General features: G+C 68.7%; 24 protein-coding genes and 1 pseudogene. 11 read left to right on the top strand and 14 right to left on the bottom strand.

Features of this window, described 5'->3' with window-relative positions; all coding sequences use genetic code 11:
- The first annotated feature begins 152 nt into the window (after positions 1 to 152).
- Positions 153 to 585 (top strand): annotated as a pseudogene (locus IEY60_RS36050) (cupin domain-containing protein).
- Positions 586 to 590: 5 nt separating this feature from the next.
- Here the strand turns inward: IEY60_RS36050 and IEY60_RS29480 are convergent.
- Genes IEY60_RS29480 through IEY60_RS29460 form a run of 5 tightly spaced genes read right to left on the bottom strand, consistent with a single transcriptional unit; the run spans position 591 to position 5,146 of the window.
- Entirely contained in the window at positions 591 to 1,313 is a 723-nt protein-coding gene (locus tag IEY60_RS29480; protein ID WP_189033787.1) for an HAD family hydrolase, read from the bottom strand.
- A gap of 25 nt (positions 1,314 to 1,338) precedes the next feature.
- The gene (locus IEY60_RS29475) at positions 1,339 to 2,823 is read right to left on the bottom strand and encodes a flavin-containing monooxygenase (protein ID WP_189033786.1); all 1,485 of its coding nucleotides are present in this window, start codon (positions 2,821 to 2,823) and stop codon (positions 1,339 to 1,341) included.
- Positions 2,820 to 3,362: an NAD(P)/FAD-dependent oxidoreductase gene (locus IEY60_RS29470; protein ID WP_189033785.1), complete on the bottom strand. Its 543-nt coding sequence runs from the start codon at positions 3,360 to 3,362 to the stop codon at positions 2,820 to 2,822. Before IEY60_RS29470 ends, IEY60_RS29475 begins: the two co-directional genes overlap by 4 nt.
- Positions 3,359 to 4,282: a ferritin-like domain-containing protein gene (locus IEY60_RS29465; protein WP_189033784.1), complete on the bottom strand. Its 924-nt coding sequence runs from the start codon at positions 4,280 to 4,282 to the stop codon at positions 3,359 to 3,361. The genes IEY60_RS29470 and IEY60_RS29465 overlap by 4 nt, the downstream gene beginning before the upstream one ends.
- A gap of 27 nt (positions 4,283 to 4,309) precedes the next feature.
- A complete protein-coding gene (locus IEY60_RS29460; protein WP_189033783.1) occupies positions 4,310 to 5,146 on the bottom strand; it encodes an SDR family NAD(P)-dependent oxidoreductase in 837 nt (278 codons plus the stop codon).
- Between the two features lie 102 nt (positions 5,147 to 5,248).
- Between IEY60_RS29460 and IEY60_RS29455 the strand changes: the two genes are divergently transcribed.
- A complete protein-coding gene (locus tag IEY60_RS29455; protein WP_189033782.1) occupies positions 5,249 to 5,902 on the top strand; it encodes a TetR/AcrR family transcriptional regulator in 654 nt (217 codons plus the stop codon).
- 111 nt (positions 5,903 to 6,013) lie between these two features.
- On the opposite strand, the gene IEY60_RS29450 is transcribed toward IEY60_RS29455, so the two are convergent.
- Positions 6,014 to 7,009: an alpha/beta fold hydrolase gene (locus IEY60_RS29450; protein ID WP_189033781.1), complete on the bottom strand. Its 996-nt coding sequence runs from the start codon at positions 7,007 to 7,009 to the stop codon at positions 6,014 to 6,016.
- Between the two features lie 42 nt (positions 7,010 to 7,051).
- On the opposite strand from IEY60_RS29450, the gene IEY60_RS29445 reads away from it, so the two are divergent.
- Together IEY60_RS29445 and IEY60_RS29440 are read left to right on the top strand one after the other, a co-directional pair.
- A complete protein-coding gene (locus IEY60_RS29445; RefSeq protein WP_189033780.1) occupies positions 7,052 to 7,900 on the top strand; it encodes an SDR family NAD(P)-dependent oxidoreductase in 849 nt (282 codons plus the stop codon).
- 111 nt (positions 7,901 to 8,011) lie between these two features.
- On the top strand, positions 8,012 to 8,992 hold the full coding sequence (locus tag IEY60_RS29440) for an AurF N-oxygenase family protein (RefSeq protein WP_189033779.1): 981 nt from the start codon (positions 8,012 to 8,014) through the stop codon (positions 8,990 to 8,992).
- Positions 8,993 to 8,998: 6 nt separating this feature from the next.
- Here the strand turns inward: IEY60_RS29440 and IEY60_RS29435 are convergent, their stop codons facing one another.
- Genes IEY60_RS29435 through IEY60_RS29425 form a run of 3 tightly spaced genes read right to left on the bottom strand, consistent with a single transcriptional unit; the run spans position 8,999 to position 11,960 of the window.
- Positions 8,999 to 9,736 (bottom strand): SDR family NAD(P)-dependent oxidoreductase, encoded by a 738-nt coding sequence (locus tag IEY60_RS29435; RefSeq protein ID WP_189033778.1) that lies wholly within the window; start codon positions 9,734 to 9,736, stop codon positions 8,999 to 9,001.
- Positions 9,733 to 10,755, bottom strand: coding sequence for a phosphotransferase family protein (locus IEY60_RS29430; protein ID WP_229740234.1), 1,023 nt, complete (start codon positions 10,753 to 10,755; stop codon positions 9,733 to 9,735). Before IEY60_RS29430 ends, IEY60_RS29435 begins: the two co-directional genes overlap by 4 nt.
- Complete coding sequence (locus tag IEY60_RS29425; RefSeq protein WP_189033777.1) at positions 10,752 to 11,960, bottom strand: acyl-CoA dehydrogenase family protein; 1,209 nt, start codon at positions 11,958 to 11,960, stop codon at positions 10,752 to 10,754. The genes IEY60_RS29430 and IEY60_RS29425 overlap by 4 nt, the downstream gene beginning before the upstream one ends.
- A 129-nt stretch (positions 11,961 to 12,089) precedes the next feature.
- Between IEY60_RS29425 and IEY60_RS29420 the strand changes: the two genes are divergently transcribed.
- The gene (locus tag IEY60_RS29420) at positions 12,090 to 12,959 is read left to right on the top strand and encodes a TetR-type transcription factor C-terminal domain-containing protein (RefSeq protein ID WP_189033776.1); all 870 of its coding nucleotides are present in this window, start codon (positions 12,090 to 12,092) and stop codon (positions 12,957 to 12,959) included.
- A gap of 305 nt (positions 12,960 to 13,264) precedes the next feature.
- Here IEY60_RS29420 and IEY60_RS29415 read toward each other — a convergent pair whose 3' ends face one another.
- On the bottom strand, positions 13,265 to 14,002 hold the full coding sequence (locus tag IEY60_RS29415; RefSeq protein ID WP_229740233.1) for a PaaX domain-containing protein, C- domain protein: 738 nt from the start codon (positions 14,000 to 14,002) through the stop codon (positions 13,265 to 13,267).
- A 104-nt stretch (positions 14,003 to 14,106) separates the two neighbouring features.
- On the opposite strand from IEY60_RS29415, the gene IEY60_RS29410 reads away from it, so the two are divergent.
- Positions 14,107 to 14,946 (top strand): SDR family oxidoreductase, encoded by an 840-nt coding sequence (locus IEY60_RS29410; protein ID WP_189033775.1) that lies wholly within the window; start codon positions 14,107 to 14,109, stop codon positions 14,944 to 14,946.
- A 59-nt stretch (positions 14,947 to 15,005) separates the two neighbouring features.
- A complete protein-coding gene (locus tag IEY60_RS29405; RefSeq protein ID WP_189033774.1) occupies positions 15,006 to 15,488 on the top strand; it encodes a cation:proton antiporter regulatory subunit in 483 nt (160 codons plus the stop codon).
- An 11-nt stretch (positions 15,489 to 15,499) separates the two neighbouring features.
- Here IEY60_RS29405 and IEY60_RS29400 read toward each other — a convergent pair whose 3' ends face one another.
- Positions 15,500 to 15,790, bottom strand: coding sequence for a hypothetical protein (locus IEY60_RS29400; protein ID WP_189033773.1), 291 nt, complete (start codon positions 15,788 to 15,790; stop codon positions 15,500 to 15,502).
- 576 nt (positions 15,791 to 16,366) lie between these two features.
- On the opposite strand from IEY60_RS29400, the gene IEY60_RS29395 reads away from it, so the two are divergent.
- Both IEY60_RS29395 and IEY60_RS29390 read left to right on the top strand, forming a co-directional pair.
- Entirely contained in the window at positions 16,367 to 17,191 is an 825-nt protein-coding gene (locus tag IEY60_RS29395; protein WP_189033772.1) for an SAM-dependent methyltransferase, read from the top strand.
- A 212-nt stretch (positions 17,192 to 17,403) separates the two neighbouring features.
- Positions 17,404 to 18,120 carry a GNAT family N-acetyltransferase gene (locus IEY60_RS29390; protein WP_189033771.1) on the top strand — a complete coding sequence of 239 codons (717 nt, stop codon included), beginning with the start codon at positions 17,404 to 17,406 and terminating at the stop codon, positions 18,118 to 18,120.
- Positions 18,121 to 18,126: 6 nt separating this feature from the next.
- Here IEY60_RS29390 and IEY60_RS29385 read toward each other — a convergent pair whose 3' ends face one another.
- Entirely contained in the window at positions 18,127 to 18,975 is an 849-nt protein-coding gene (locus IEY60_RS29385; RefSeq protein ID WP_189033770.1) for an alpha/beta fold hydrolase, read from the bottom strand.
- 66 nt (positions 18,976 to 19,041) lie between these two features.
- Entirely contained in the window at positions 19,042 to 20,298 is a 1,257-nt protein-coding gene (locus tag IEY60_RS29380; protein WP_189033769.1) for an aspartate kinase, read from the bottom strand.
- Positions 20,299 to 20,499: 201 nt separating this feature from the next.
- On the opposite strand from IEY60_RS29380, the gene IEY60_RS29375 reads away from it, so the two are divergent.
- On the top strand, positions 20,500 to 21,624 hold the full coding sequence (locus IEY60_RS29375) for an ACT domain-containing protein (protein ID WP_189033768.1): 1,125 nt from the start codon (positions 20,500 to 20,502) through the stop codon (positions 21,622 to 21,624).
- A 36-nt stretch (positions 21,625 to 21,660) separates the two neighbouring features.
- Here IEY60_RS29375 and IEY60_RS29370 read toward each other — a convergent pair whose 3' ends face one another.
- The gene (locus IEY60_RS29370) at positions 21,661 to 22,548 is read right to left on the bottom strand and encodes an alpha/beta fold hydrolase (protein ID WP_189033767.1); all 888 of its coding nucleotides are present in this window, start codon (positions 22,546 to 22,548) and stop codon (positions 21,661 to 21,663) included.
- 100 nt (positions 22,549 to 22,648) lie between these two features.
- Between IEY60_RS29370 and IEY60_RS29365 the strand changes: the two genes are divergently transcribed.
- Entirely contained in the window at positions 22,649 to 23,245 is a 597-nt protein-coding gene (locus IEY60_RS29365; protein ID WP_189033766.1) for a TetR/AcrR family transcriptional regulator, read from the top strand.
- Positions 23,246 to 23,249: the final 4 nt, after the last annotated feature.

Raw genomic sequence — 23,249 nt, 5'->3', positions numbered from 1 at the left:
CGGCACTGCTCACCGCCGACGCCCTGCCCGGCGCCGCGCAGGTCCTGGTACTCACCACCAGCGGGATCTCGCCGAACACCGAGGACGTCCCCGTCGATGCCGTCACGGATGTTCGCTGGGCCCGGCGTGGGCCCGCGGGCCGGCATACGCAGCTGCTGCACCGGCCGTCGACCGCCGCCACGCTCGACCTGCTGCCACATCCCGAAGGCGGCTGGTATCGCGAAACCTGGCGCACCACCCACGATTTCACCCCCGACGGCTATCCCGGTGTGCGGGCGGCCGCCACGGGAATCCTCTTCCTCCTCCCTCCCGCCCGGCGAGCAGTCGATCTGGCACGCGGTGCGCTCCGACGAGGTGTGGATGTGGCATCGCGGCGGGCCGCTCGAGCTCAGTCTGGGTGGGGACGGCGACGCGCCCGACGCCGTCGAGCAGGTGGTGCTCGGTCCGCTGATCGAAACCGGTCACCGGGTGCAGTACGTGGTTCCCGCGGGCCACTGGCAGGCCGCGCGACCCGGGGGCGACGACGAGGTCCTGGTGAGTTGTGTCGTCGCACCAGGTTTCGACTTCGCGGACTTCCGCAGCTGAGACGGCTATCCCGTCAGGACGGACGGGAGGAGCTCGAGCGAATCGATGACGTGGATGCCGTGGCGGACAGCCGTCCGGTTCCGGATGTTCGCGCGGTCGAGCCAGCACGCGCGCAGGCCCGCATCGTGCGCGCCGAGCGCGTCGACGAGATATTTGTCGCCGACGAACGCGACCTCGTGCGGTTCGAGTTCCAGCAGTGCGCAGCCGGCGAGGAAGATGCTGGCCGCCGGTTTCGCCGCGCCGTGCTCTTCGCTGCACACCACCAGGTCACCGAAGAAGTCGAGCAGGCCGACCGCGTCGAGCTTGCGGCGCTGCTGCGGGACCGAGGCGTTCGAGACGATGCCGAGCCGGTATCCGGGAGTCAGGTGCCGCAGCACCGGTTCGGCGTCGGGGAACGCCGACCAGGCGGCGCGGCGATGCGCGTCGTACCCGGTGAACCACGCCACGGCCTCCGGCTCGGGGACAGCCGACGGTGCCGTTCGTCGCAGATGGGACAGGAATCTGCGGGCCCGGGCGCGCTGCTGTGCGGGGAACGAGAGCTCCCCGTCGGCGAAGCGGGAGTACTCGGTCTCGGTGATCTCGCGCCAGAGGGCAACGGCGGCGGCGGGATCGGGAAACCGGTCGAGCAGGCCGTCCTGACGCAGGTGCGCGAGCAGACCCGCCGCTTCCGAGGCCGAGTAGTCGAACAGGGTGTCGTCGACATCGAACAGCACACCGCGGATCGGCATGAGATCCCTTCTCTGTCGGCGGCGGTCAGGTGAAAACGTAGTCGGTGAGGGCGAAATGGCCGCTGCGCCAGGCGGCTTCGAGGGTGGAGGCCGGGCGGAGGGGGACGTCGCCGTGTTTGTCGAAATAGTAGCTGTTGGCGGTGGCGCAGCTGTCCTGCCAGAACACCTGGCCGCCGCGGCGGGCGAGCATTTCGCGGAAGTAGCGATCGTTGGCGGCCTCGCTGATCTCGATGCGATCGGCGGCGGTGCTGCGGGCGTGGTGCAGACAGCGCAGGATATGGCGGGTCTGGTTCTCGATCAGGGTGAAGTAGGACGCGCCGTTGTAGCCGTAGGGGCCGATGATGGAGAAGAAGTTGGGGAAACCGGGGACGCTGACGCCCTCGTAGGCCTGCAAACGGTTCTCGTCCCACCAGGTTTCCAGGTCGCGGCCACCGACGCCGTGCAGGTCGTAGGTCGGCATATTGCCCGATTCCATGACCTTGAAGCCGGTGGCGAGGATCAGGACGTCGACGGTGTGCTCGATGCCTGCCGCGGTGCGCACACCGGTCGGTGTGATCTCGCTGATCGTGGTGGTTTCGAGGGTGACGTCGGGGCGATTGAAGGTCGACAGGTAGTCGTTGGAGAAGCTGGGGCGTTTGCAGCCGAGCGCGTACTTCGGGGTGAGCTTCGCGCGGATGGCCGGGTCTTTCACCTGGCGGCGCAGGTGCGCCAGGCCCGCGCGTTCCCCGATCGCGGCGGTCGGCAGCGAGCGGTGGTAATGGGCGGCGAGCGGGAAGGTGAATTCGACGTAGGTCTGGCTCACCAGCCGGGTCAGGGTGCGCCCACCGGGAACTTTCAACGCCAAACGAGCAGGCAGCGGCAACGGCATATCGGGGCGGGGAAGACACCAGATCGGCGTGCGCTGGAACACCGTCAGGTGCGCGACCTCCGGCGCGATCTCGGGAATCACCTGCACCGCGGAAGCACCGGTGCCGATGATCGCGACCCGCTTGCCGCGCAGATCCTGCCGGTGATCCCAGCGTGAGGTGTGCATGGTGACGCCGGCGAAACTCTCGATGCCGGGGATATCCGGCAGCTTGGGCCGGGTGAGCACACCGGTCGCGCTGATCACGAAACGCGCGGTCAGCTCGCCACCGTCGGACGTGTGCAGGACCCAGCGCCGGGCGTCCTCGTCGAAGTCGGCACCGAGAACGGTGGTGCCGAACCGAATTCGCGGTCGCAGCTCGTATTTGTCGACGCACGATTCGGCGTAGGCCTTGAGTTCACTGCCCGGTGCGTACACCCGGGACCAGTCGGTGCGCTGCTCGAAGGAGAACTGGTAGCTGAACGACGGAATATCCACGGCGACACCGGGATAGGTGTTCCAATGCCAGGTTCCGCCGACACCGTCGGCTTCGTCGACGATCAGGAAGTCGTCGAATCCGGCATTGCGCAACGCGATCGCCGCGCCGATCCCGGAGAATCCGGCGCCGACGATGATGATCTCGTGGTCGATTCCGGTGGTGGTCATGCGATCTCCTTCATCCGGTGGCGGCCGGGACGGGCGACGGTGCGGACGACGTGCTCGGCGTCCTCCGCGTAGACGATGGTGTCGACCCGATGCTCGATTCCATCGACCGTGCGCACGCCCAGCGGAACCAGTCGTGCGATCGGCCACGTCACCAGAGTGCAGTGTGGTTGCCGCAGCGTGCGGTAGTAGCTGTTGTGCACGGCGACGCCCGCGGTGTCGTCGGGTGTGAGACGGTGCCGCAGCCACGAATCATGGACTTGGACACGGAGATTGATGCGAGCGATGAGCCGCACCAAGCGCTCCGGCGTATGGCGCAGGACCGCCGCACCGGGAAGCGGCGCGCGTGGCAGAATCCAGACCGCATCGGTCTGGAACACCGTCACCCGCGCGGCCTCTGCGGCGATGCCGGGCAGCAGTCGTGCTGCCGCCGCCCCGCTGCCGATGATCGCGACGCGGCGGCCGGTGAATTCGTGGCGTGGCACGAATTCGGTGCTGTGCGTCTGGCGGCCGGTGAACGTCTCGGCGAAACGAAGAGTCATTTCGCCACCGGTTCGTAGGTGAGTTCGTCCGACCAGGACGGCCTGCGCCCCAGCACGCGGACCGGGAACCGGTCGATACACGCATTGGACACATCGGCCAGCAACTGGAACGGCTGGCGGCGGTGGATCGTGGCCTTACCGTGCATCTTCACCACGTGGTACAGCGGGATCCGCCGGATCGCCGGGCTGCGTTCCCCGACATTCTCGTAGCGGCGCACCGCCTGCCACAGTTTCTCCTCGTCGAGCCCGAGGGCGATGATATTGGTCGACATCCGCGACAGCAGTGGCGCGTACAGCAGCGCGCCGAGCACGAACGACGGGCGCGCCGCGAAACCCGCTGTCTCGATGGCGATCCGGCGCAGCGGTCCGGCCCCGAGCTGTTCGAGAACCTGGAAACCGACGGCCAGGTGCCGGGATTCGTCGCTGTTGATGTGCCGGAACACCTCGTGACACACCGGGTCCTCGACCTCGTCGAGCAGGAACTTCACCAGCGCGCCGTCCAGCGCGGTCTCGAGCGAGGGAATGACCGTGCCGAGCACCGGCAGGGTCAGTTGGTCGGCGTAGCGGTCGAGCCAGCTGATGACGAGGCGAATGTTCTTGTTGGGCACCGGCATCGCGTCACCGTCGAGCATGCCCCATCGGCGCATCAGCGCCAGCTCGGCATTGGCGTGCTTCTGCTCCTCGGCGTGGAAGTACCGGTAGATCTCGCGGAGTGGGCCGGGCGGCGCCTGGTGCACGAGGGCGGCGAAGCCGCGGGCGCCGACATGTTCGATCCACACCAGATCGGCCATGAAGGTGGCCAGGCGGGGGCGCTGCTCGTCGGTGATGGTGTCGGCACCCGGCGCGTCCCAGTCGATGTCGGCCAGGGCCCACTGCTTGGCGCGGACGGTGGCGAGCATATCGGGATAGGCGAACGTCATTGTTCGATCTCCTTCTTCTGTGCTTGATCAGCGCACGACCCGCTCCAGCAGGCCGGCCGAACGGGTATAGGTCGCGGGCATCCACCGTTTGGCCTGCCACAGCATCTTGGCCTCGAGCTGCGGCACCACATACAGCTCGCCGTGGTCCACGGCGTCGAGGGTGGTGCGGGCGATCGCGGCGGGCGCGCGTCCGGTCCACCGCAGGAGCAGTCCACCGAGCCGTTCGGCGGTCTCGTCCATCGGGGCATCCGCCTGCATGATGTTGGTTTTCACGCCGGTCGGGCACAGCACGGTGACACCGACGCCGGTGCCTGCCAGTTCGGCCGACAACGTCTCCGACAGCGCCAGCACCCCCGCCTTGCTGACGTTGTAGGCGGCCATGCGCGGCGCGGCGCCGAACGCGGCCGCCGAGGCGACATTCACGATCGCGCCGCGACCCGCCTCCCGCAGAATCGGCGCGAAGACGTGGCAGCCGTGGATGACGCCCCACAGATTCACGCCGAGCGTGCGCTGCCAGTCGTCGAGGGCGAACTCGCCGACCACCGGTCCGCCAGCCCCGATGCCCGCATTGTTGACGACGACGGTGGGCGCTGCGCCGAACCAGTCCTGTGCGGTGGCGGCCAGCCGGGTGACCTCGGCGATCGCGGTGACATCGCAGACGGTGCCGATCGCCTTCCCGCCCGCGGCCTCGACGAGTCCGGCGGTCTCGGCGGCGCGGTCGGGATCGATGTCCGAGCACACGACGCGGCCGCCGCGCTTGCCCAGTTCGACGGCGAAGGCACGTCCGATGCCGCTGCCCGCGCCGGTCACCACGGCATCGGCGTTCGTGGTCCGGCGGCGTCCGCCGAAGGGAAACAGTCGCATGGAAACTCCCGGGTCGACCCGGTGAGACTCGAACTGGTGGCAACTGCCACCATTGGCCGCACCTGACACCAATTAGGCTCGCAGAGGAGTACTTTGTCAACCATGGATGTGCGCGCACCGGCACGAACCTGGGGTGGGCTGACCGCCGACCAACGCAGGGCGCAGCGGCGGACCAGCCTGGTCGACGCCGCCCTCGGCATCTGGATCGAGAACGGCTGGGCCGCGGTGACCATGCGCGGCGTCTGCCAGCGGACCTCGCTCAACGACCGGTACTTCTACGAGCATTTCGCCGATCGCGACGAACTGCTCGCCGCGGCCTGGGACGAGGTGTGCACCGAGGTGTTCGTCGACCTGGCGAGCATCGTCGCCCAGAACACCGAGCGCACACCCCTGGAGATCCTGCGCGCGGCCATCGCCCGCGCCGTCGAGCTGCAATCCGACCCCCGTGGCCGCGCCAGAATCCTGCTCGCCGACCACGCGGGCAGCGCGGTCCTCGAGCAGCGGCGCAAGACCATGCTCACCGATGCCACCGATCTGCTGATCGCGGCCGCGTGGCCCTATCTGCGTCCCGGCGTCGACGAGACCGCCATCCGCATGAGCACGCTGGCCGGGATCGGCGGCTTCATCGAACTGCTGTCCGCCTGGCGCACCGGCGGGCTCGACGTCGATGCCGAACGCATCGTCGAGCACACCAGCGCGATCGCGGCCCAGCTGGGAACGATGTTCCTCCCTCCGGAGATCATCGGCGACCCCTAGTAGGGGCGCGTCTACGACGACGGCCTGCCGGATTCCCGGTGGGCGATCACTCACCACGAGGTGGGCGAACTCGGCGAGATCGCCCTCACTTTCGACCGCGTGCGCTGAAACCTACGGCGCGACCCGGGCTCCCACCCCGAGGTCACGCAGCGCGGCGGTCAGGAACTCGTCGACGGCATCGGTCCGTTCCAGTTGCACGAGGTGGCCCGCGTCCGCAACCTTCACCACCGCACGCAGATCCGGGACGTTCGCGCGCAGCACGGCGAGCGGGTCGCGGCCGCTGAAACCCTCCATGTCGGGGTCGTTCTCGCCGTAGAGGAAGTAGGTGGGCACCGGGACCTGCGCGCCCGCGAAGGCTTCGGTGAGCGCCCAGTTGCGATCGAGATTGCGGTACCAGTTCAGGCCGCCGGTGAAGCCGGTGCGTTCGAACTTCGTTGCCAGTGTGTCGAATTCGGCTTCGGAGAGCCACGGCCACGGCAGCTCGGGCGCCTGTGGCAGGACGTCGAGGTAGCCGAGTCCCGGCGGATTCTTCCAGGTGTCGAGGTAGTGGTAGTCGCCGGAGAGCGAGTAGTACACGCGGGCGAGGAATTCGCGGGGGCGGGCCGCCAGTTCGGCATCGGCCACGCCCGGCTCCTGGAAGTAGGCCAGGTGCAGGAAGTGCCGCTGCGCCGCCTTGGTCCAGAATTCGGAGGGGGCTCGCGGCGGTCGCGGGGAGAACGGATTGTTGAGCACCACAACGGCATCCACGCGTTCGGGTGCGCGCAGCGACAGCTCCCACACGAGCTGGGCGCCGAAATCGAGACCGACGAACACGGCCTTCTCGGCGCCGATGTCGTCGAGCAGCGCCAGCAGGTCACCGATCACCGCCTCGTTCGTATAGGCCGCGACGTCGGCGGGGGCATCGGTGCGGCCGTACCCGCGCAGGTCGGGGGCGATACCGCGGAATCCGGCCGCGGCGACCGCTGCGAGCTGGCGGTGCCACACGAACGAGGTGTGCGGGAAGCCGTGACAGAAGACGACCGGATACCCCTGCCCCTGCTCGGTGACGTGCATCCGGATGCCGCCGGTGTCCAGGAATCGATGGGTCAGCTCCACTACCGTCTCCATTTCTAGAACGTGTTCTTATTTTGACGGTAGTGTCTGGAGGTCATGAGCGGAACACCCAAGATTCTCGCCGGCAAGGTCGCGGTGGTGACCGGGGCCAGCCGCGGTATCGGCAAAGGCATCGCCCAGGAGCTGGGCGCGGCCGGAGCCACCGTGTACGTCACCGGCCGCACCACCACGCCGGGTAGGTTGCCCGGCACCGTGCACGCCACGGCGGAGGAGATCACCGCGCTGGGCGGACACGGGGTCGCCGTCGTCTGCGATCACGCCGACGACGCCGCGGTCGAGAAGCTCTTCGCCCAGGTCCGCGACGAGCAGGGGCGGCTCGACGTGCTGGTGAACAACGTCTACAACTCCCCCGCCGCCGCCCGCTGGCTCGGGCGCAAATTCTGGGACGTGCCGCCGAAGGCGTGGGACGAGACCTTCGACATCGGTGTGCGGTCGCACTATGTGGCCAGCGTCTTCGCCGCTCCGCTGCTGATCGAGTCGGCCGGTCTGATCGTCAACGTGTCCTCTCCCGGTGCGCGGCGCTACATGCACAACGCCGTCTACGGCGTCGGCAAGACCGCCCTGGACCGGCTCACCGCCGATCTCGCCCACGACCTCGACGGCACCGGCGCGACGGCGATCTCGATCTGGCCCGGCATCGTGGATACCGAACTGCTGCAAATGGTTCCGGCCGACGATCAGGGTCGTCGCCAGGTCACCCTGCCGGGCGAGGGCACCTTCGATCTGAACGCCGCCGAGACGCCCCGCTTCCCCGGCCGGGCCGTGGTTGCCCTGGCCGCCGATCCGGATCGCGCGGCACGCGCGGGCACCGCGTGCAAGGTCGCCGACCTGGCCGAGGCCTACGGATTCACCGACGTCGACGGCCGGATTCCACGCGCCGACTGAGCCGGGCCCGATCGGTCTGCGCACACCCCTGGAAATAGGTGAGACAGTGCGTTACATTCAAATCAGGGCCCGCCGGCTCGACGGCGATCCTTGTGACGATGGAGAGAAACAATGACGTTCTCTAAGACCGCAGCCACGAACCCGGACTACGCCGACACCCTGCTGACACTGTCGGAGGGGTCGGTCCACCGCAGGTTCGATCCCTACCTCGATATCGACTGGGACGCACCAGAATTCGCGATCGACCGTGATGATCCGCGCTGGGTGCTCTCGGCCGAGCTCGACCCGCTGGGCGCCACCCGGTGGTATCAGGAGCTGCCGCTCGAGCGACGGATCGAGATCGGCCGCTGGCGGCAGGCCAATGCCGCCAAGGTCGGGCTGGCCTTCGAGTCCATCCTCATCCGCGGGATGATGCAGTACGCCATGGCGCTGCCCAACGGCTCCCCCGAATTCCGCTACTGCCTCCACGAGATGACCGAGGAGTGCAACCACATCCAGATGTTCCAGGAGCTGGTCAACCGCATCGGCGACGACGTGCCGGGCATGCGGCCGATGTTCAAGCTCGCCTCACCGTTCATCGGCGTCGCGGGCGGCTATTTCTGGGCCATCCTGTTCATCGGCATCCTCGGCGGCGAGGAACCGATCGATCATTACCAGAAGGCCCTGATCAGGTCGGGCAACGCGACCCAGCCGACGCTGCTGCGGATCATGGAGATCCACATCGCCGAGGAGGCGCGCCACATCTCCTTCGCCAACGAGTTCCTGCGCGCCCACCTCGCGCGGATGAACCCGGTGAGCACCGCGGTCTGCGCCGTCGCCTTCCCGATCGCGATGCGCTGGCTCGCCGACGAGCTCGTCAAGCCGTCGAAGTCGTTCGCGAAGAAGTTCGACATCCCCGACGAGGTGTTCGCCGACGCGTTCTGGCGCAGCCCCGCCTCCCGCAAGATCCTCAGCGGATTCTTCGGCGACATGCGCGCACTGGCCGACGAGCTCGGGCTGATGAACCCGGTGACCAAGCAGCTGTGGAAGCTGCTGAAGATCGACGGCGGCCACGCCCGCTACCGCAGCGAACCACTTCGCCGCCTCGCCTGATCCCGGCTACGCCCGGTAGCCGTCGGTTCCCGCGCGCGACATGACGATCGTGGGGACCACGGCCTGGGCGGACAGGCGCAGCAGGGAGTCGACCATCTCGACGATGTCGTTGACCGCGAGCATCCGCTCGGGGGGAATCCGGTCGTGGATCCAGGCGCTCATGTCGGTGTCGACGTAGGCGGGGGCGATCGAGGTGGCGGTGACGCCGTTGCCGGATTCTTCGGCGTTGAGGGTGGTGAGCAGGGAGATGAGGGCTGCTTTGGCCGCGCCGTAGACGGCGAGCCCGGCCTCGGCGTAGACGCCGGTGATCGAGGACAGCGCGATGACTTTCGCGCCGTGGCCGGGATCGGCGGCTGCCCCGGCGCGCAGCATCGGCAGGGCGCCCTGGATGAGCTGGATGGGTGCGCGCACGTTGACGGCGATGGTCTTGTCGAAACGCCGCATCGAGGACTCGGCCAGTGGGCCCGCGGTGCCGACGCCGGCGTTCAGGATCAAGGCGGACATCGTCGCGAATCGGTCGGTGTGCGCGGTGAGTACCCGCGCTACACCCTCCTCGTCGGACATATCGGTGGCGACCGGGACCACCTCGGCGGCGCCGTTGGCGCGCAGCTCGGCGGCGACCACGTCGAGACGGTCGGCGTCGCGCGCGGTGATGGTCAGCGAATAGCCCTGCTGGGCAAGCCGATTCGCGATGCCGAGACCAATGCCCCGCGAGGCGCCGCTGATCAGGGCGGACTTGGTCATTTCCGGGTTCCTTTCAGTGCGCGCAGGCCCGCGGCCATGAACTCCGGGGTGGCCTCGGCGGCGCGTTCGGCCGCGGCTCCGGAGTCGGAGCCCTGCCGTGCCCGGTGGGTGATGCCCTCGCCGATGATGCCGAGTTTGAAGTTGGCGAGCGCGAGGTAGAAGCCCCAGTCACCGAGGTCGCGGCCGGAGGCCGTGGCGTAGGACTGCGCGAGGGTGTCGGCGGAGGGCATCCGGTCGCTGGTCCACGCGGCCGACGAGCCGAGGACCAGGTCGAACACCGGCGAGCGGTAGACGCACATCAGGGCGACATCGGTGAGGGGATCGCCAAGGGTCGACATCTCCCAGTCGACGACGGCGCGCACGCGGCCCGGATCGGTCGCGTCCAGGATCGTGTTGTCGATGCGGAAGTCGCCGTGCACGATCGAGGCGGCCGATTCGGTCGGCAGCGCCTCCGTCAGCGCGGCGTGCAGCGCGGCGACGTCGGCGAGTTCGCGGGTCTTCACCCGATCCCATTGGGACGCCCACAGATTCACCTGGCGTTCGACGAAGCCGGTGGGTCGCCCGAACTTCTCGAGCCCCACCGCCTGCGGATCGACCTCGTGCAGGCGGGCCAGCACCCGCACCAGCTCGGCCGCGCTCGCCTCGACCTGGTCGTCGCTCAGGGTGGCGAGGTCGTCCTGATCGCGGATCACCAGGCCGTCGACATATTCGACGACGGTCATCGGGGCCCCGAGTGCGGTGCCCTGAGCATCGAAAGCGACGGTTTTCGCGACCGGAACCGCCGAGCCTTGAAGTGCTTCGGTGACCGTGAATTCGCGGGCCATGTCATGCGCGGACGGGGTGAGCCCGGCGACGGGTGGACGCCGCACCACCCAGGTCGAGTGGTCGTCGGCCGCCGTGTAGGTCAGATTCGAGCGGCCGCCGCTGATCAGTTCCACCCGCAGCGCACCGCGCACCGGCACGCCGCTGTCGCGCAGGAACTGTTCCAATGCAGCGACATCCATGCCGGGCAGACTCATTCGGCACCCTGCTGTGCACGCTTGGCCGCACTCACCGCGCGTTTGGCGATGGCCCAGCGATGCACTTCGGACGGACCGTCGTAGATCCGGAACGGACGGACCTCGCGGGACAGCCGGGCCAGCGGCAGGTCGGCGGAGACGCCGAGGCCGCCGCACATCTGCATGCTGCGGTCGATGATCCGGAAGATCGCCTCGGCGGCATAGGTTTTCGCGATCGAGGTGGCGTTCGCCGCCGGCTCGCCACGGTCGAGTTCCCAGCAGGCGCGGGTCAGCAGCGCGCGGGTGGCGGCGATATCGATCTCGTTGTCGGCGATCATCTGCTGGATCATGCCGAGATCGCCCAGCCGCGAACCGAATCCACGTCGCTCGGCGACCCGCGACACCGCCACGTCGTGGCCGCGGCGGGCCGCGCCGAGCCAGCGCATCACATGCGTCATGCGGGCGGGGCCCAGTCGCACCTGGGCGTATTCGAACCCGCGGTCGACCGCTCCGAGCACCGCCGAATCCGGGACCAGCAGGTCCTCGAAGAACACCTCGCAGTGACCGCCGAGCATCGACCGGTCCAGGGTGTCGATATGCCTGCCCACCCGGACTCCGGGAGTGTCGGCGGGGGCGAGGAACATGGTCGCGCCGCCGCGGTCACCGGGCTCGCCGGAGGTGCGGGCCATGATGATGAAGAAGCCGGCACCGTCGGCGCCGGTGATGAACCACTTGTGGCCGTTGATCCGCCAGCCGCCCTCGGCGCGCACCGCGCGGGTGGTCAGCGCCGAGGGGTCCGAGCCTGCGCCGGGCGCCGGTTCGGTCATCGCGAAGGCCGAGCGCACGTCACCGCGCGCGAGTGGCGCGAGGAACTGTTCCTTCTGCTCGGGGTCGGCGATGTGGGCGAGCATGTGCACATTGCCCTCGTCCGGCGCGGCGATGTTCAGCGCCGTCGGGCCGAACAGGGAGTAGCCCGCCTCCTCGAAGATCGGGGCTCGGTCCGACATCCCCAGGCCGTGCCCGCCGTATTCGACCGGCGCGTGGGGTGCGAACACACCGGCCTCGCGCGCTTCCCGCTGCAGATCGGCGCGGAGTGCGTCGCCGCCCGCGGCGGTGATGTCGCCGTCGTCGGCGTCGTCGAGCGGGATGACCCGGTCGCGAATGAAGGCGCGGGTGCACTCGGCCAGGCGCTGCACCTCGGGCGGCTGGGACAGGTCGATCGCCACGGGCCAACTCCTCGACTCGACTTGCCGAACGTTCGCTCGGCACTGAACACCCACGACACTGACACGTCAGGTAAAAGCTGTCAATTGCCAGAGTTTCCCATCGAGGATCGTTCAGCTATTCTGAACACTATGAAAACACCCGAGGGCGCACCCACCGCCCTCGGCGCACGGCTGCGACAGGCCAGGACCGCGGCGGGTTTGTCGTTGCGGGAGACCGCGCGCCGCATCGATGTCAGCCCGGCCACCCTCAGCGCCATCGAGACCGGCAAGACGGGTGTCTCGGTCCCCCGGCTCCACCTGCTGGCAGCCGAACTCGGCACCACGGCGCAGTGGCTCATCGACGAGCAGCCGACCCGAACGCCGGTACCCCGACAGCGCGCCGCGACCGATCCGGGGCACGAGACGGCCCCGGCCTGGCGCGAGTTCCCGCCGCTGGATATCGATCCCGTCCTCGCCGCCGCCATCGACTCCTTCGTCGAAACCGGGTACCACGGCGCCACGATGCGGTCGATCGCGCAGCGAGCAGGCATGAGCGTGCCGGGCGTCTACCACCACTACCGCGACAAACAGGACCTGCTCGTGCGGGCGCTCGATCTGACCATGGACGAGCTGCACCGGCGGGTCGGCGCGGCCCGAGAAGAGGCGAGCACCGGGCGCGACCGGGTGACCCGGGTCGTCGAAGCACTCGCCCTGTTCCATACCCACCGCCGCGAACTCGCGTTCATCGGCGCCAGCGAGATGCGCAGCCTGAACCCCGACAATCGCCGCCGGATCACCGCGTCCCGCAACGAGATCCAATATCTCCTCGACGAAGACATCGACACCGCGCTCACCGAGGAGAACCTCAGCACAGCACACGCGAGGGCCGCGGGGCGCGCGATCTCGACAATGTGCACCGCTCTGCCGCAGTGGTTCCGCCTGGATGGTCCGGCCACGCCCGAACAGATCGCCACCGAGTACGCCGACTTCGCGCTCGGGTTGTTGGGCATCCGCCGGTAACGCGCGCATCAGTCGAGCCTTGGTGCGCGGCAACCGAAAACGGCCTGGACGCGGTCGATCCGGCGCTGGTGCGGCCCGCCCCGAAACTCTCGGGGCGGGCCCTTCCCCATGCACCATGCGGCGCCGCCACGTCGCACGGCAGGGTCCATGGTAGACGCGACAACCTCATCTGCCTCGCAACCACACCAGGACTACCGTGAAAAACATGCTGGAGCCTGGGCTTTCCGCGGAATTCGCCGTCGATGTCACCCCGCGCGCCATCGGCGCGACACTCGGTAGTGGCGATGTGGAGATACTCGGGACCGCTAGGGCGCAGCGGATTCCGCGCCGAGCGCGGCGAACCATTCGAGATAGTCCGAGGTGACGGTGCGCAGCCGGGCGACCGGCCAATCGTCGGGCTGAAGTTCGCCGGGCAGGACAGGATCGGTCGTCAGGTGATCCAAACCCGCGCAGACGGCGGCGAATCTGGCTGTGGGGTCCGGAGTTTCGATGGCCGCCAGCAGCGCGTGGCCGCGGGCGGACCAGGCGGGCAGCGACCAGAGGCGGGCAGCGAGGAGCGCGGGATCGTCGACGGGCCGGGTGTGCAGCCGGAAGGTGGTGTCGTCGAGGGCGGCGGGCCAGGCGCGGTCGAGGTTGGCCGGGCGCATCCAGACGCCCTCACGGAGTTCGGCCAGGCGCAGCGACAGCAGGGTCGCGCGCAGGGCGGCGCGGTCGGCGGGCGGGCGGCCGGTGGCGGTGACGACGACCTGTTCCCAGTCGCCGGTCCACGGGCGGGTCGGCGGCGCGGCGAGTTCGGTGCGCCGGGCGCGCAGTGCCGGGGTGAGGGTGTAGGCGCGGTTCTCGCGCAGCAGATCGCCGGCGGCGACCATCCGGGAGACGGCGACGCGAACGGTCGCCTCCGGGTAGCCGACGGCGGTGGTGGCGGCGCAGATCTCCCGCGAAGTCATCGTCGGGGAATCGGCCGCGATGAGGATGCGAACAAGCGCGGAGCGGGCCGACACCGGACGGACATCGGTATCGGAGCCGGTCACAGGGTGTTGCACGGGTCGAGTCTACATATTTCACTATTGCCACGACCGTTTGTTATCTGTAACGTTACCGGGCACCAGCCGCCTCGCCGGCGTCGTCGACGACAAGGAGCTCCCCCATGACCGCCACCTTCCCGCTGGCCGGGCGCACGATGATCATGTCCGGCGGCAGCCGCGGCATCGGCCTGGCCATCGCGGTCGCCGCAGCGCGCCAGGGCGCCAATATCGCGCTGCTGGCCAAGACCGACGTGCCCGATCCCCGCCTGCCCGGCACCATCCACACCGCGGCCGCCGAGATCGAAGAGGCGGGCGGTCAGGCGCTGGCCGTCGTCGGCGATGTCCGCGACGAGGCTTCGGTGGCGAACGCCGTCGCCCAGACGGTGGAGCGGTTCGGCGGCATCGACTACTGCGTCAACAACGCCTCGGCGATCGCACTGGCCCCGACCGAGGAACTGCCGATCAAGCGCTTCGATCTGATGCAGCAGATCCAGATCCGCGGCACCTACCTGCTCTCCAGCGCCTGCCTGCCGCACCTGCGCCGCAGCGTGAACGCGCACATCCTGAGCCTGTCGCCGCCACTGAACCTGGCTCCGCGCTGGCTCGGCGAGCACCCCGCCTACATGGTGGCCAAGTACGGGATGTCGCTGCTCACGCTGGGCTGGGCCGCCGAATACGCCGAGCACGGCGTCGCCGCGAACTGCCTGTGGCCGCAGACGCTGATCGCGACCGCCGCGGTGCAGAACCTGCTCGGCGGCGACGATGCCATCGCCAAGGCCCGCACCCCGCAGATCGTGGCCGACGCCGCGGTCGCCATCCTGGGCCGCGACGCCCGCACGACGACCGGCAACACCTTCCTCGATGTCGATGTCCTCGCGGCCGAGGGCGTCACCGATCTGTCCGGCTACGGCGGGTCGGGCGAGCTCGAGTACGACATCTTCGTCGACCCGCCGCAGGCCTGACCTGACGGCTGCCCAACTGTGACCAGACCGCGTCCGTTTTGTCCGGATACCCTGGGAAGGTGCAGATCGAGGTAACGCCCCTGCCCGGGATCGGCGTTCGCAAGGATTTCCCGGTGCGCAAGGGCGGCAGGCGCATCGGTGTCGTCGAGCACCGCGACGGCTCGATCGATCTGATCGTCGGCAGGCCGGGCAATCCCGATGCCAGCGATCAGATCGCCCTGTCGAGCACCGAGGCGTCGGCACTGGCCAGCCTGCTCGGCGCACCGCAGGTGGTCGCCCAGCTCGAGGCCGAGCATCGCGAGTTCGACGGGGTCAGCACCGGCCAGTTCCCGATCGCGGCGCACTCGCCCTACGACTGCCGCACGCTCGGCGACACCCGGCTGCGCACCCGCACCAAGGCCTCGATCGTCGCGGTCATACGATCCGGCGCGGCCCTCGCCTCACCCGGGCCGGAATTCGTGTTCACGGCAGGCGATGTGCTCATCGTCGTGGGGTCGGCCGACAGCCTGAAAGCCGCCGCGCAGATCCTGCACGACGGCTGAGCGGACGGAATCTATCGACGGTGCAACGATCGAACGGTGACCGCGCCCCACAGCACCAGCCGCACGGCGGCCGCCATGTAGAAGACATACGCCAGCAGGACCAGGACGGGACCGTAACTGCCCGCCCAGTCTCCCAGCCGCAGCAGCGCGACGACGCCGAGACCGACCAGGACGAGGCCGATGATCAGCCCGGGCATCGCCAGCGGGGCGATGGACGATTCGACGGCGGGAGTCGCGGTGACGCGACGATCTCGGCCGGTAACTGACAGATTGCTGTTCGATTCGAAGTAGATGCCGCTCATAACCATGAGGTCCCTTCCGGGCGGCCGTCCCGACACGGCCGGTTGGTGATCCGCAGGGGATCTTTCGAGGCCGGTCGCGCCGAAACGGACAGGCGGGGCGTTTGTGACGGAAGGTCCCCGACGACCCTGTCCGTTGATCACAAACGGTTAACGTTCAGCAATTACGAGCGTGCCAGTTCGGGTCGCCGAATGACAGGCAGTGTGATCTGCGTCACATCGAACACCCGTGCGACACGAAGCGATAACGCACGTTACATTTCCGGCAAACACCCCGCGGAACTGGCGGAATCGCTGCGCAACTGGACATTTGGTCAACAGACGCACAGCGATGTTATTTATCGAACCGTTACGCCCCCTGACGTGCGACAACGCACAGCGGCGGACCGCAACCTACCCGGAACCTCGACACGACAGCGTAACCTCGGCGAACCGCCAGCAGCGCCCCACACACAGCGGAACCCACACGCCCGAAACGGTTTTCGGGTATCACCGACTGTGAAACCAAGCTGACACCCCGGAGTTCTCCTACGATGGGCGGCGGCACAACACCAGCACTGTGTGAGGGGGCGTCGAACGATGAGCGACAGCGCGAAGGTGATCGACCAGTCCAGTCCGAGCATCGCCAGGGTCTACGACTATCTACTCGGCGGCAAGGACAACTACGAGGTCGACCGCGCGGTCGGCGACCACTTCAAGCAGAATCTGCCCGGATCCGTGGCGATCGCGACCACCAACCGGCAAGCCCTCACCCGCGCGGTGCGCGAGATGGCCGAGGCCGGGCTGACCCAGTTCCTCGACTTCGGCAGCGGCCTGCCCACCGCCGACAACGTGCACCAGGTCGCACAGCGGATCAATCCCGACGCCCGCGTCGTCTACATCGACAACGACCCGATCGTGCTCGCGCACGGCCGCGCGCTGCTGGCGACCAACGACAACACCACCGTCGTGCAGGCCGATGTGCGCGATTCCGCGGGCATCCGCGCCGACGAAGTGGTGAACCGGCTCATCGACTTCGACAAGCCGGTCGCCTTGATCTTCAGCGCCATCCTGCATCACCTCAACGACGACGAGGACCCGCGGGCGGTCGTCGAATACTGGACCGATCAGATCCCGGTCGGTAGCAGCGTGTTCATCACCCACTTCCGGTCCGGGCACAACACCGAGACCGTCGCGGCCGAGGCGAAGCTGCAGTCCACCTTCGGCCGCGGCCGCTGGCGCACCGACGACGAGATCGCCGACCTGTTCGGCGACCTGCAACTGCAGGAACCGGGCGTGATCGCGGCCGCGCTGTGGCGCCAGGACGAGCCGGGCGGCGACGGGAAACCGCAGCTCGTCTCGCCCGCCCGCACGCTGTCGGTGTGGGAGGAACTCATCGTGGCGGCCATCGCCGACAAGCGGTAGGGCGGTTCGTCCGACTCGCAAATATCGGCAAATTTCCGGCGACGACATCTCGTCTGTTCGTACGGGTGAACGCGACACGGTCGGCTATCGTCTCGATCTAGTTTTTTTCGATGCTGCTGGATCGTTCGTGTCGCTTCGCCGCAATCACGTGCCGCGTGAGATCCACGCCTCGTGTTTCCGGCGACCCCATCAGACGAAGGACGCCGGTCACCATGCCCGCACCCGTTATCCTCCACGGCCGCATCGTACGGCTGGAACCCCTTGCACCCCACCATGTTCCCGGCCTGGTCGCGGCTGCCGCGGCGCTCGGACCTGCCGGGTTCACCATCGTCCCGCACGGTGAGCAGGAGGCGCGCACCTACGTCTTCCAGGCCGAGGCCGCGCAGCTGGCAGGCACCGTCCTGGCCTTCGCGATCGTCACCGTCGACGAGGAGTGCGTGGTCGGGGCTACCAGATTCACCCGGCTCGACTACTGGCAGGGTCCACTGAGCTGGCCGCTGTCGGCCGAACCCGTCACCGTCCTGCCCGGCGGGGCGATCCCCGACGCGGTGGAGATCGGCAACACCTGGTTGACGCCCGCGGTCCGCGGCGGCCTGGTGAATCTCGAAGCCAAGCTGCTCATGCTCACCCACGCCTTCGACGGCTGGGGTGTGCGCCGGGTGACCTTGCGCGCCGACGCCCGCAACCTGCGGTCGCGTGCCGCGATCGAACGGCTCGGGGCGGTGAGCGACGGTGTGCGCCGGGCACATTCGCGTGGCCTCGACGGCGCGGTGCGCGACACCGCGTTCTATTCGATCCTGCAGGACGAATGGCCGGGGGTGCGGCTGCGCATCACCGAGCAGCTGGCCGCCCGCGCCGCGATGCCGCGCGCGCCGCTGATCCCGGCAACCGCCGAGTCGTTGCGGCCCTTGGCTTCTCCGATCGGCTGACCGGGGTCACCTCGGCACGGACTCGATCCGCTCGACGATGATGTCGGCGAGTTCGTGCGGGCGCTCCTCGGGCAGCCAGTGTGAGGCGCCGTCGATCACCGCCAGGCGATAGTCGCCGGTGACGTGCCGCTCGGTCAGTTCGGCGCCGCGGCGCCCCAGCGCCGTGTCACCGGTGCTCCAGATGTGGGTCACCGGGACCCGGACCGGTGCCGACATCGCGCGCCGAGCGGCGAACGGGAGCGCGCGGTACCAGTTCAACGCGCCGGTGAGCGCACCGGTGTCGAGGATCTCGCTGTGCACCCGGGCGATCGCGTCCGGTGTCATGCCGGTGCCTGCCAGCGCCCGGTCCATCAGGTCGGGCCGGGCGAGCATGAGCCGCTCGGGCAGCACCGGGAGCTGGAACAGGCCCATGTAGTACGAGCGGGCGAGCTGATCGCTGCTCACCAGCGAGCGCACGAACGCGCCCGGGTGCGGCACGGACACCGTCACCAGCGTGCGGATCAGGTCGGGCCGGGCGCCGGCCAGCGACCAGGCGACCATGGCGCCCCAGTCGTGACCGACCAGATGCACCGGGCCGCGGTCGATCTCGCGGATCAGTGCGACCACGTCGTCGGCCAGTTCGGAGACCCGGTAGGCGAATCGGCCGCGCGGGCGCGCGCCCGGCGAGTAGCCGCGCTGATTCGGGGCGAGGGTGCGGTAGCCGCGGGCGTTGAGCAGCGCGGTGAGCTCGGACAGCGAGCTCGCTGTCTGCGGAAAGCCGTGCAGCGCAACGACGACAGGGCCGTCGATCGGACCGGAGTCCACCACGTCGAACCGCAGTCCGGCGCGGGTGAAGGAGGTCAGTCGGTTGTTCACGGGATCCTCCGGTCGATCGACGGCCAAATTGACTGATTGGTAAATTACCTCGCGTTCAGCGGACCGTCAACGACCGGTGCCGCCGTGGACGACCGCGACTTCGGCGCCGCCGAGATCGAAGGCCCGATGCAGCACGCGCACCGCCTCGTCCAGGTCCGTGTCGCGGACCAGCACCGAGATCCGGATCTGCGAGGTGGCGATCAGGTCGAGGTTGATGTTCGCCGCGGCCAGCGCCTCGCAGAACGTCGCGGTGACGCCAGGATGATTCTTCATCCCGGCGCCGATCAGCGAGACCTTGCCGACCCGATCGTCGTAGCGGACGTCGGCGAAACCGATGTCGGCGCGGCGCTCGCGCAGCAGTGCCACCGCGCGGGCGCCGTCGGCGGCGGGCAAGGTGAAGGTGATGTCGGTGCGGCCGGTGCCGGTGTTCTGCACGACCATATCGATGGGGATCTCGGCGTCGGCGACCGCGCGGAACACCGCCGCCGCGTAGCCCGGCTCGTCGGGCAGGCCGACGACGGTGACCTTGGCCTCGGTGCGATCGTGCGCGACACCGGTCAGCACGGCCTGGTCGGCGGGGATGTCGGCCATCGAGCCGAACACGGTGGTGCCGACGGCGTCGGTGTAGGACGAGCGCACATGGACCGGCACGTGGTAGCGGCGCGCGTACTCGACGCAGCGCAGCATCAGCACCTTCGAACCGCAGGCCGCCATCTCCAGCATCTCCTCGTAGGAGATCTGGTCCAGTTTCTGCGCGTCGGGCACGATGCGCGGATCGGCGGTGAAGACGCCGTCGACATCGGTATAGATCTCGCAGACATCGGCATTCAGCGCCGCGGCCAGCGCGACAGCGGTCGTGTCGGAACCGCCGCGACCCAGGGTCGTGACGTCGCGGCTGTCCTGGCTCACGCCCTGGAAGCCGGCGACGAGCACCACCTCGCCGTCGTCGAGGGCGCGGCGGACCCGGTCCGGGTCGACCTGGATGATCTTGGCGTTGCCGTGCGCACCGGTGGTGATCACGCCGGCCTGAGAGCCGGTCAACGACCTGGCATCGGCACCCAGCGCGTGAATCGCCATGGCCACCAGGGCATTCGAGATCCGTTCACCCGAGGTGAGCAGCATGTCCATCTCGCGTGGCGGTGGTGCGGGCGCCACCTGGCCCGCCAGATCCAGCAATTCGTCGGTGGTGTCGCCCATGGCGGAGCAGACCACCACCACATCATGACCCTGCTTCTTCGTCTCCACGATCCGCTCGGCGACCCGCCGGATCCGCTCGGCGCTCGCCACCGACGATCCGCCGAATTTCTGCACAACCAGGGCCATCCCTCGTCCTCTCCCCTGCTCGCCCACGCGCGATCCGCGGGTGACACTGTCGAGTATCCCGGGATTTCTGGCACGACTGTCCTGATTGGTGGTGAAAACAACTGCCGCCGAATCGATTCGGCCGCGATACTGGCTGGACGGGGGTGGCGCCAGTCGTGGCCGTTCCCGGCTCGGCAGCTCTCGGCGGTTAGGCGAATTCCCATGACCAATCAGCTCTTTCGTTCCGCGCGGCCCCCGTTCGGGGTCGCCGTTCTCGGCACCGGATCACTCGCCGCGGAGGTCACGCGGATCCTGCGCGACACGCGTGCCGATTTGCGGGAACGCGCCGGGGCGGAGCTGGTGCTCGACGGGCGGCCGGAGCTGGTGGTGGATGCGACCGAGGACGTCGGCTCGGTGACGGCGGTGCTCGACGCACTGCGCGAGGGCCGGTCGGTGATCACCGCGAACACCGCGCTGATCGCCGAGCACGGGCACCGGCTGGCCGCGGCCGCCGAGCAGCACGGCGCCGACCTCTTCTTCGAAGCGGCGGTGGCGGGCGGGGTTCCGGTGGTGCGGCCGCTGACCCAGTCGCTGTCCGGCGACCAGGTGAATCAGGTGCTCGGGGTCTTCCCCGCCGAGCACAGCAGGCACGCGGCCGCGCAGGCGGCGATCCTGGCGACGCTGGCGTTCCACACCAGGGTGGAGGTCGGTGACGTGCACTTCGAGGAGTCCGGCGCGGCGACGGCACACGATCTCGACGCCGCCGAGGCGCTGGGTTTGCGCCTGCGCACGCTCACCGTGTGCACCCGAGTCGCCGAAGACGGTGGCAAGGAACAGATCTCGGTCCGCGTCCACCCCGCGTTGCTCCCGGCGACCGATCCCCTCGCCCGGGTCGACGCGCCGTACAGTGCGGTGGCCGTCGACGCCACGGGCGCGGGCAGGCTGATGTTCTACGGTGACGGCGCCGCCACCGCCACCGCGTCGGCCCTGCTCGGCGACCTGATCACCGCGGCCCGCAATCGCGTCCACGGTGGGCGCGCACCCCGCGCCTCCTACTACGCCGAACTCCCTGTCGCCCCACTCGGCGACACCCCGACCCGCTACTACCTGAACCTGCGAGTCACCGACCATGCCGGTGCACTGGCCCAGGTCGCGGCGGTGTTCGCGAACCACGGGGTGAGCATCGCCCGTGTGCGCCAGGAACACCACGGCGACGACGCCCACCTCATCGTCCTCACCCACCGCGCCCTGGAGTCGGCGCTCACCGACACGGTCGACGCGCTCACGGACGCACCCTGTGTCCGCGAGGTGACGACTCGGTGGCGGATCGAGGGCACCGACGACTAGCGCCGCTGCCTGGGCGAGTTGCTTTCGGGGCGCTGGTTACTCGCCCCGCCGGGCATCCGTCCGTTCGAAGCGGCGGGCGAAATCGAGGATCCGTGCCGTAGCCGCCGCCGGGATCTGGTCGAGGACGCCGTGCCCGACGCCGGAGAAGATCTCGACTTCGCAGATCGGCAGATTGTCGCGCAGGCGCTTCTCGGCGAGTGCGGTGTCGACCACCTGCGAATCCGCGCCGAAGATCGCCAGGGTCGGGATCGTGATCGTCGCCAGCCGCTCGTCGGTGAACATCCGCGGGTAGCCGATCGCGGGGGCGTACCCGAGAGCTGCCCGCACGCCGGCGAATTCCGCGTCGGTCAGGGTGACGCCAGGGTTGAGCCAGTCGTTCATCTTGCGGAGGTTCTTGTCGGTCGGCCGGGCGCCGATCCGGATCATCGTCCACAGCACCTTCCATGTGATCTTCGTCAGGGTGCCGCCCGGCTCGATGATCGTCAGGCTCGCCAATCGTCGCTGCTGGGTGGTGGCGATCGCCATCGCCTGCCAGCCACCCTGTGAGTACCCGACCAGGTGTACCCGGTCGACGCCGAGACCGTCGAGGACCTCGCCGAGCCAGGCGCCGAAGCGCGTTTCGTCGATCGGCGCGGTCTGCTCACTGAAGCCTGGCGCGCCGATCATTTCGGGCATATAGACGACCCGATCGCGAGCGAAGTCCTCGATGACATGACTCCACGAGAGGCTGTTACCGCCGAGCGAATGCATCAAGACGATCGGAACGCCTTCTCCCCGACCGGCTTTCCTGACCCGGGTGGAGCCGAAGGACGTGGCGATGTCGACCGTGGTGGACGTCATCGGCCACTGCTTCTCCAGCTCCCGATAGGTCCGGACATATTCCTCGCGCGCCTTGTCGTTCTTGAACTTCCCGATCTTCGCCATGACCACCCCTGTTTCTCGTTGGTGATATCACCGTACCACAAAGGTGGTATGGGCGTACCATGAAGAACTCACCGGACCGAACGGGACAGAGGAGTAGCAAGTGCCGCGGTTGGCCGATCACGAAGAACGGCGCAGGTCTATCACCGGTGCCGCGCGCCGGGTCATCGCCAGGGGTGGGCTCGACGCCGCCACCTTCCAGTCCGTCGCCGCCGAGGCCGGGGTCTCGGTGCGGTCGGTGCAGTACTACTTCGGCACCAAACGCGAGTTTCTGCTCGCCACCCATCGCGCCGTCGTCGCGAATTCGGGTGCGCGCCTGCACCAGGCGCTGGCCGCGCTCGGACCGGAGGCGGGCCCCCGCGATATCGTCCGCGCGATCCTGCTCGGCCTGCTCCCCCTCGACGAGCCCAGTCGCGAGGACGCCGTCATCCTCGGCATCTTCCATGCCGCGACGCTCACCGGCCCCGACCTCGACTCCACCGACACCGCCGAGACACCGAACTACATCGTCGACGCGGTCGCCGCCCAGCTCAGGCAATTACGCGGCCCCGATGCCGAGGAGCCGACCATCCGGGCCGACGCCGAGCTGGTCCTGCTCACCGTCGCCGGGCTGGCCCAGGGAATGCTCACCAATACCGACATGGCCGCCCGCGCAACCCACCTCGTCGACCACCTGCTCGACCGGGTGATGAACGCCTGACCTC

Source organism: Nocardia rhizosphaerihabitans (assembly GCF_014646295.1).
Lineage (GTDB): Bacteria > Actinomycetota > Actinomycetes > Mycobacteriales > Mycobacteriaceae > Nocardia > Nocardia rhizosphaerihabitans.
Note: the sequence above shows the minus strand (reverse complement) of the source record. Positions and strands in the feature narration are given on the sequence as shown.

Coding starts and splice junctions, on each gene's coding strand:
- IEY60_RS29395 (WP_189033772.1), top strand. CDS start 16,367: ATGAGCGACAGCGCGAAGGTGATCGACCAGTCCAGTCCGAGCATCGCC.
- IEY60_RS29480 (WP_189033787.1), bottom strand. CDS start 1,313: ATGCCGATCCGCGGTGTGCTGTTCGATGTCGACGACACCCTGTTCGAC.
- IEY60_RS29440 (WP_189033779.1), top strand. CDS start 8,012: ATGACGTTCTCTAAGACCGCAGCCACGAACCCGGACTACGCCGACACC.
- IEY60_RS29475 (WP_189033786.1), bottom strand. CDS start 2,823: ATGACCACCACCGGAATCGACCACGAGATCATCATCGTCGGCGCCGGA.
- IEY60_RS29450 (WP_189033781.1), bottom strand. CDS start 7,009: ATGGAGACGGTAGTGGAGCTGACCCATCGATTCCTGGACACCGGCGGC.
- IEY60_RS29375 (WP_189033768.1), top strand. CDS start 20,500: ATGACCAATCAGCTCTTTCGTTCCGCGCGGCCCCCGTTCGGGGTCGCC.
- IEY60_RS29420 (WP_189033776.1), top strand. CDS start 12,090: ATGAAAACACCCGAGGGCGCACCCACCGCCCTCGGCGCACGGCTGCGA.
- IEY60_RS29400 (WP_189033773.1), bottom strand. CDS start 15,790: ATGAGCGGCATCTACTTCGAATCGAACAGCAATCTGTCAGTTACCGGC.
- IEY60_RS29460 (WP_189033783.1), bottom strand. CDS start 5,146: ATGCGACTGTTTCCCTTCGGCGGACGCCGCCGGACCACGAACGCCGAT.
- IEY60_RS29445 (WP_189033780.1), top strand. CDS start 7,052: ATGAGCGGAACACCCAAGATTCTCGCCGGCAAGGTCGCGGTGGTGACC.
- IEY60_RS29390 (WP_189033771.1), top strand. CDS start 17,404: ATGCCCGCACCCGTTATCCTCCACGGCCGCATCGTACGGCTGGAACCC.
- IEY60_RS29465 (WP_189033784.1), bottom strand. CDS start 4,282: ATGACGTTCGCCTATCCCGATATGCTCGCCACCGTCCGCGCCAAGCAG.
- IEY60_RS29455 (WP_189033782.1), top strand. CDS start 5,249: ATGGATGTGCGCGCACCGGCACGAACCTGGGGTGGGCTGACCGCCGAC.
- IEY60_RS29370 (WP_189033767.1), bottom strand. CDS start 22,548: ATGGCGAAGATCGGGAAGTTCAAGAACGACAAGGCGCGCGAGGAATAT.
- IEY60_RS29410 (WP_189033775.1), top strand. CDS start 14,107: ATGACCGCCACCTTCCCGCTGGCCGGGCGCACGATGATCATGTCCGGC.
- IEY60_RS29430 (WP_229740234.1), bottom strand. CDS start 10,755: ATGAGTCTGCCCGGCATGGATGTCGCTGCATTGGAACAGTTCCTGCGC.
- IEY60_RS29435 (WP_189033778.1), bottom strand. CDS start 9,736: ATGACCAAGTCCGCCCTGATCAGCGGCGCCTCGCGGGGCATTGGTCTC.
- IEY60_RS29380 (WP_189033769.1), bottom strand. CDS start 20,298: ATGGCCCTGGTTGTGCAGAAATTCGGCGGATCGTCGGTGGCGAGCGCC.
- IEY60_RS29470 (WP_189033785.1), bottom strand. CDS start 3,362: ATGACTCTTCGTTTCGCCGAGACGTTCACCGGCCGCCAGACGCACAGC.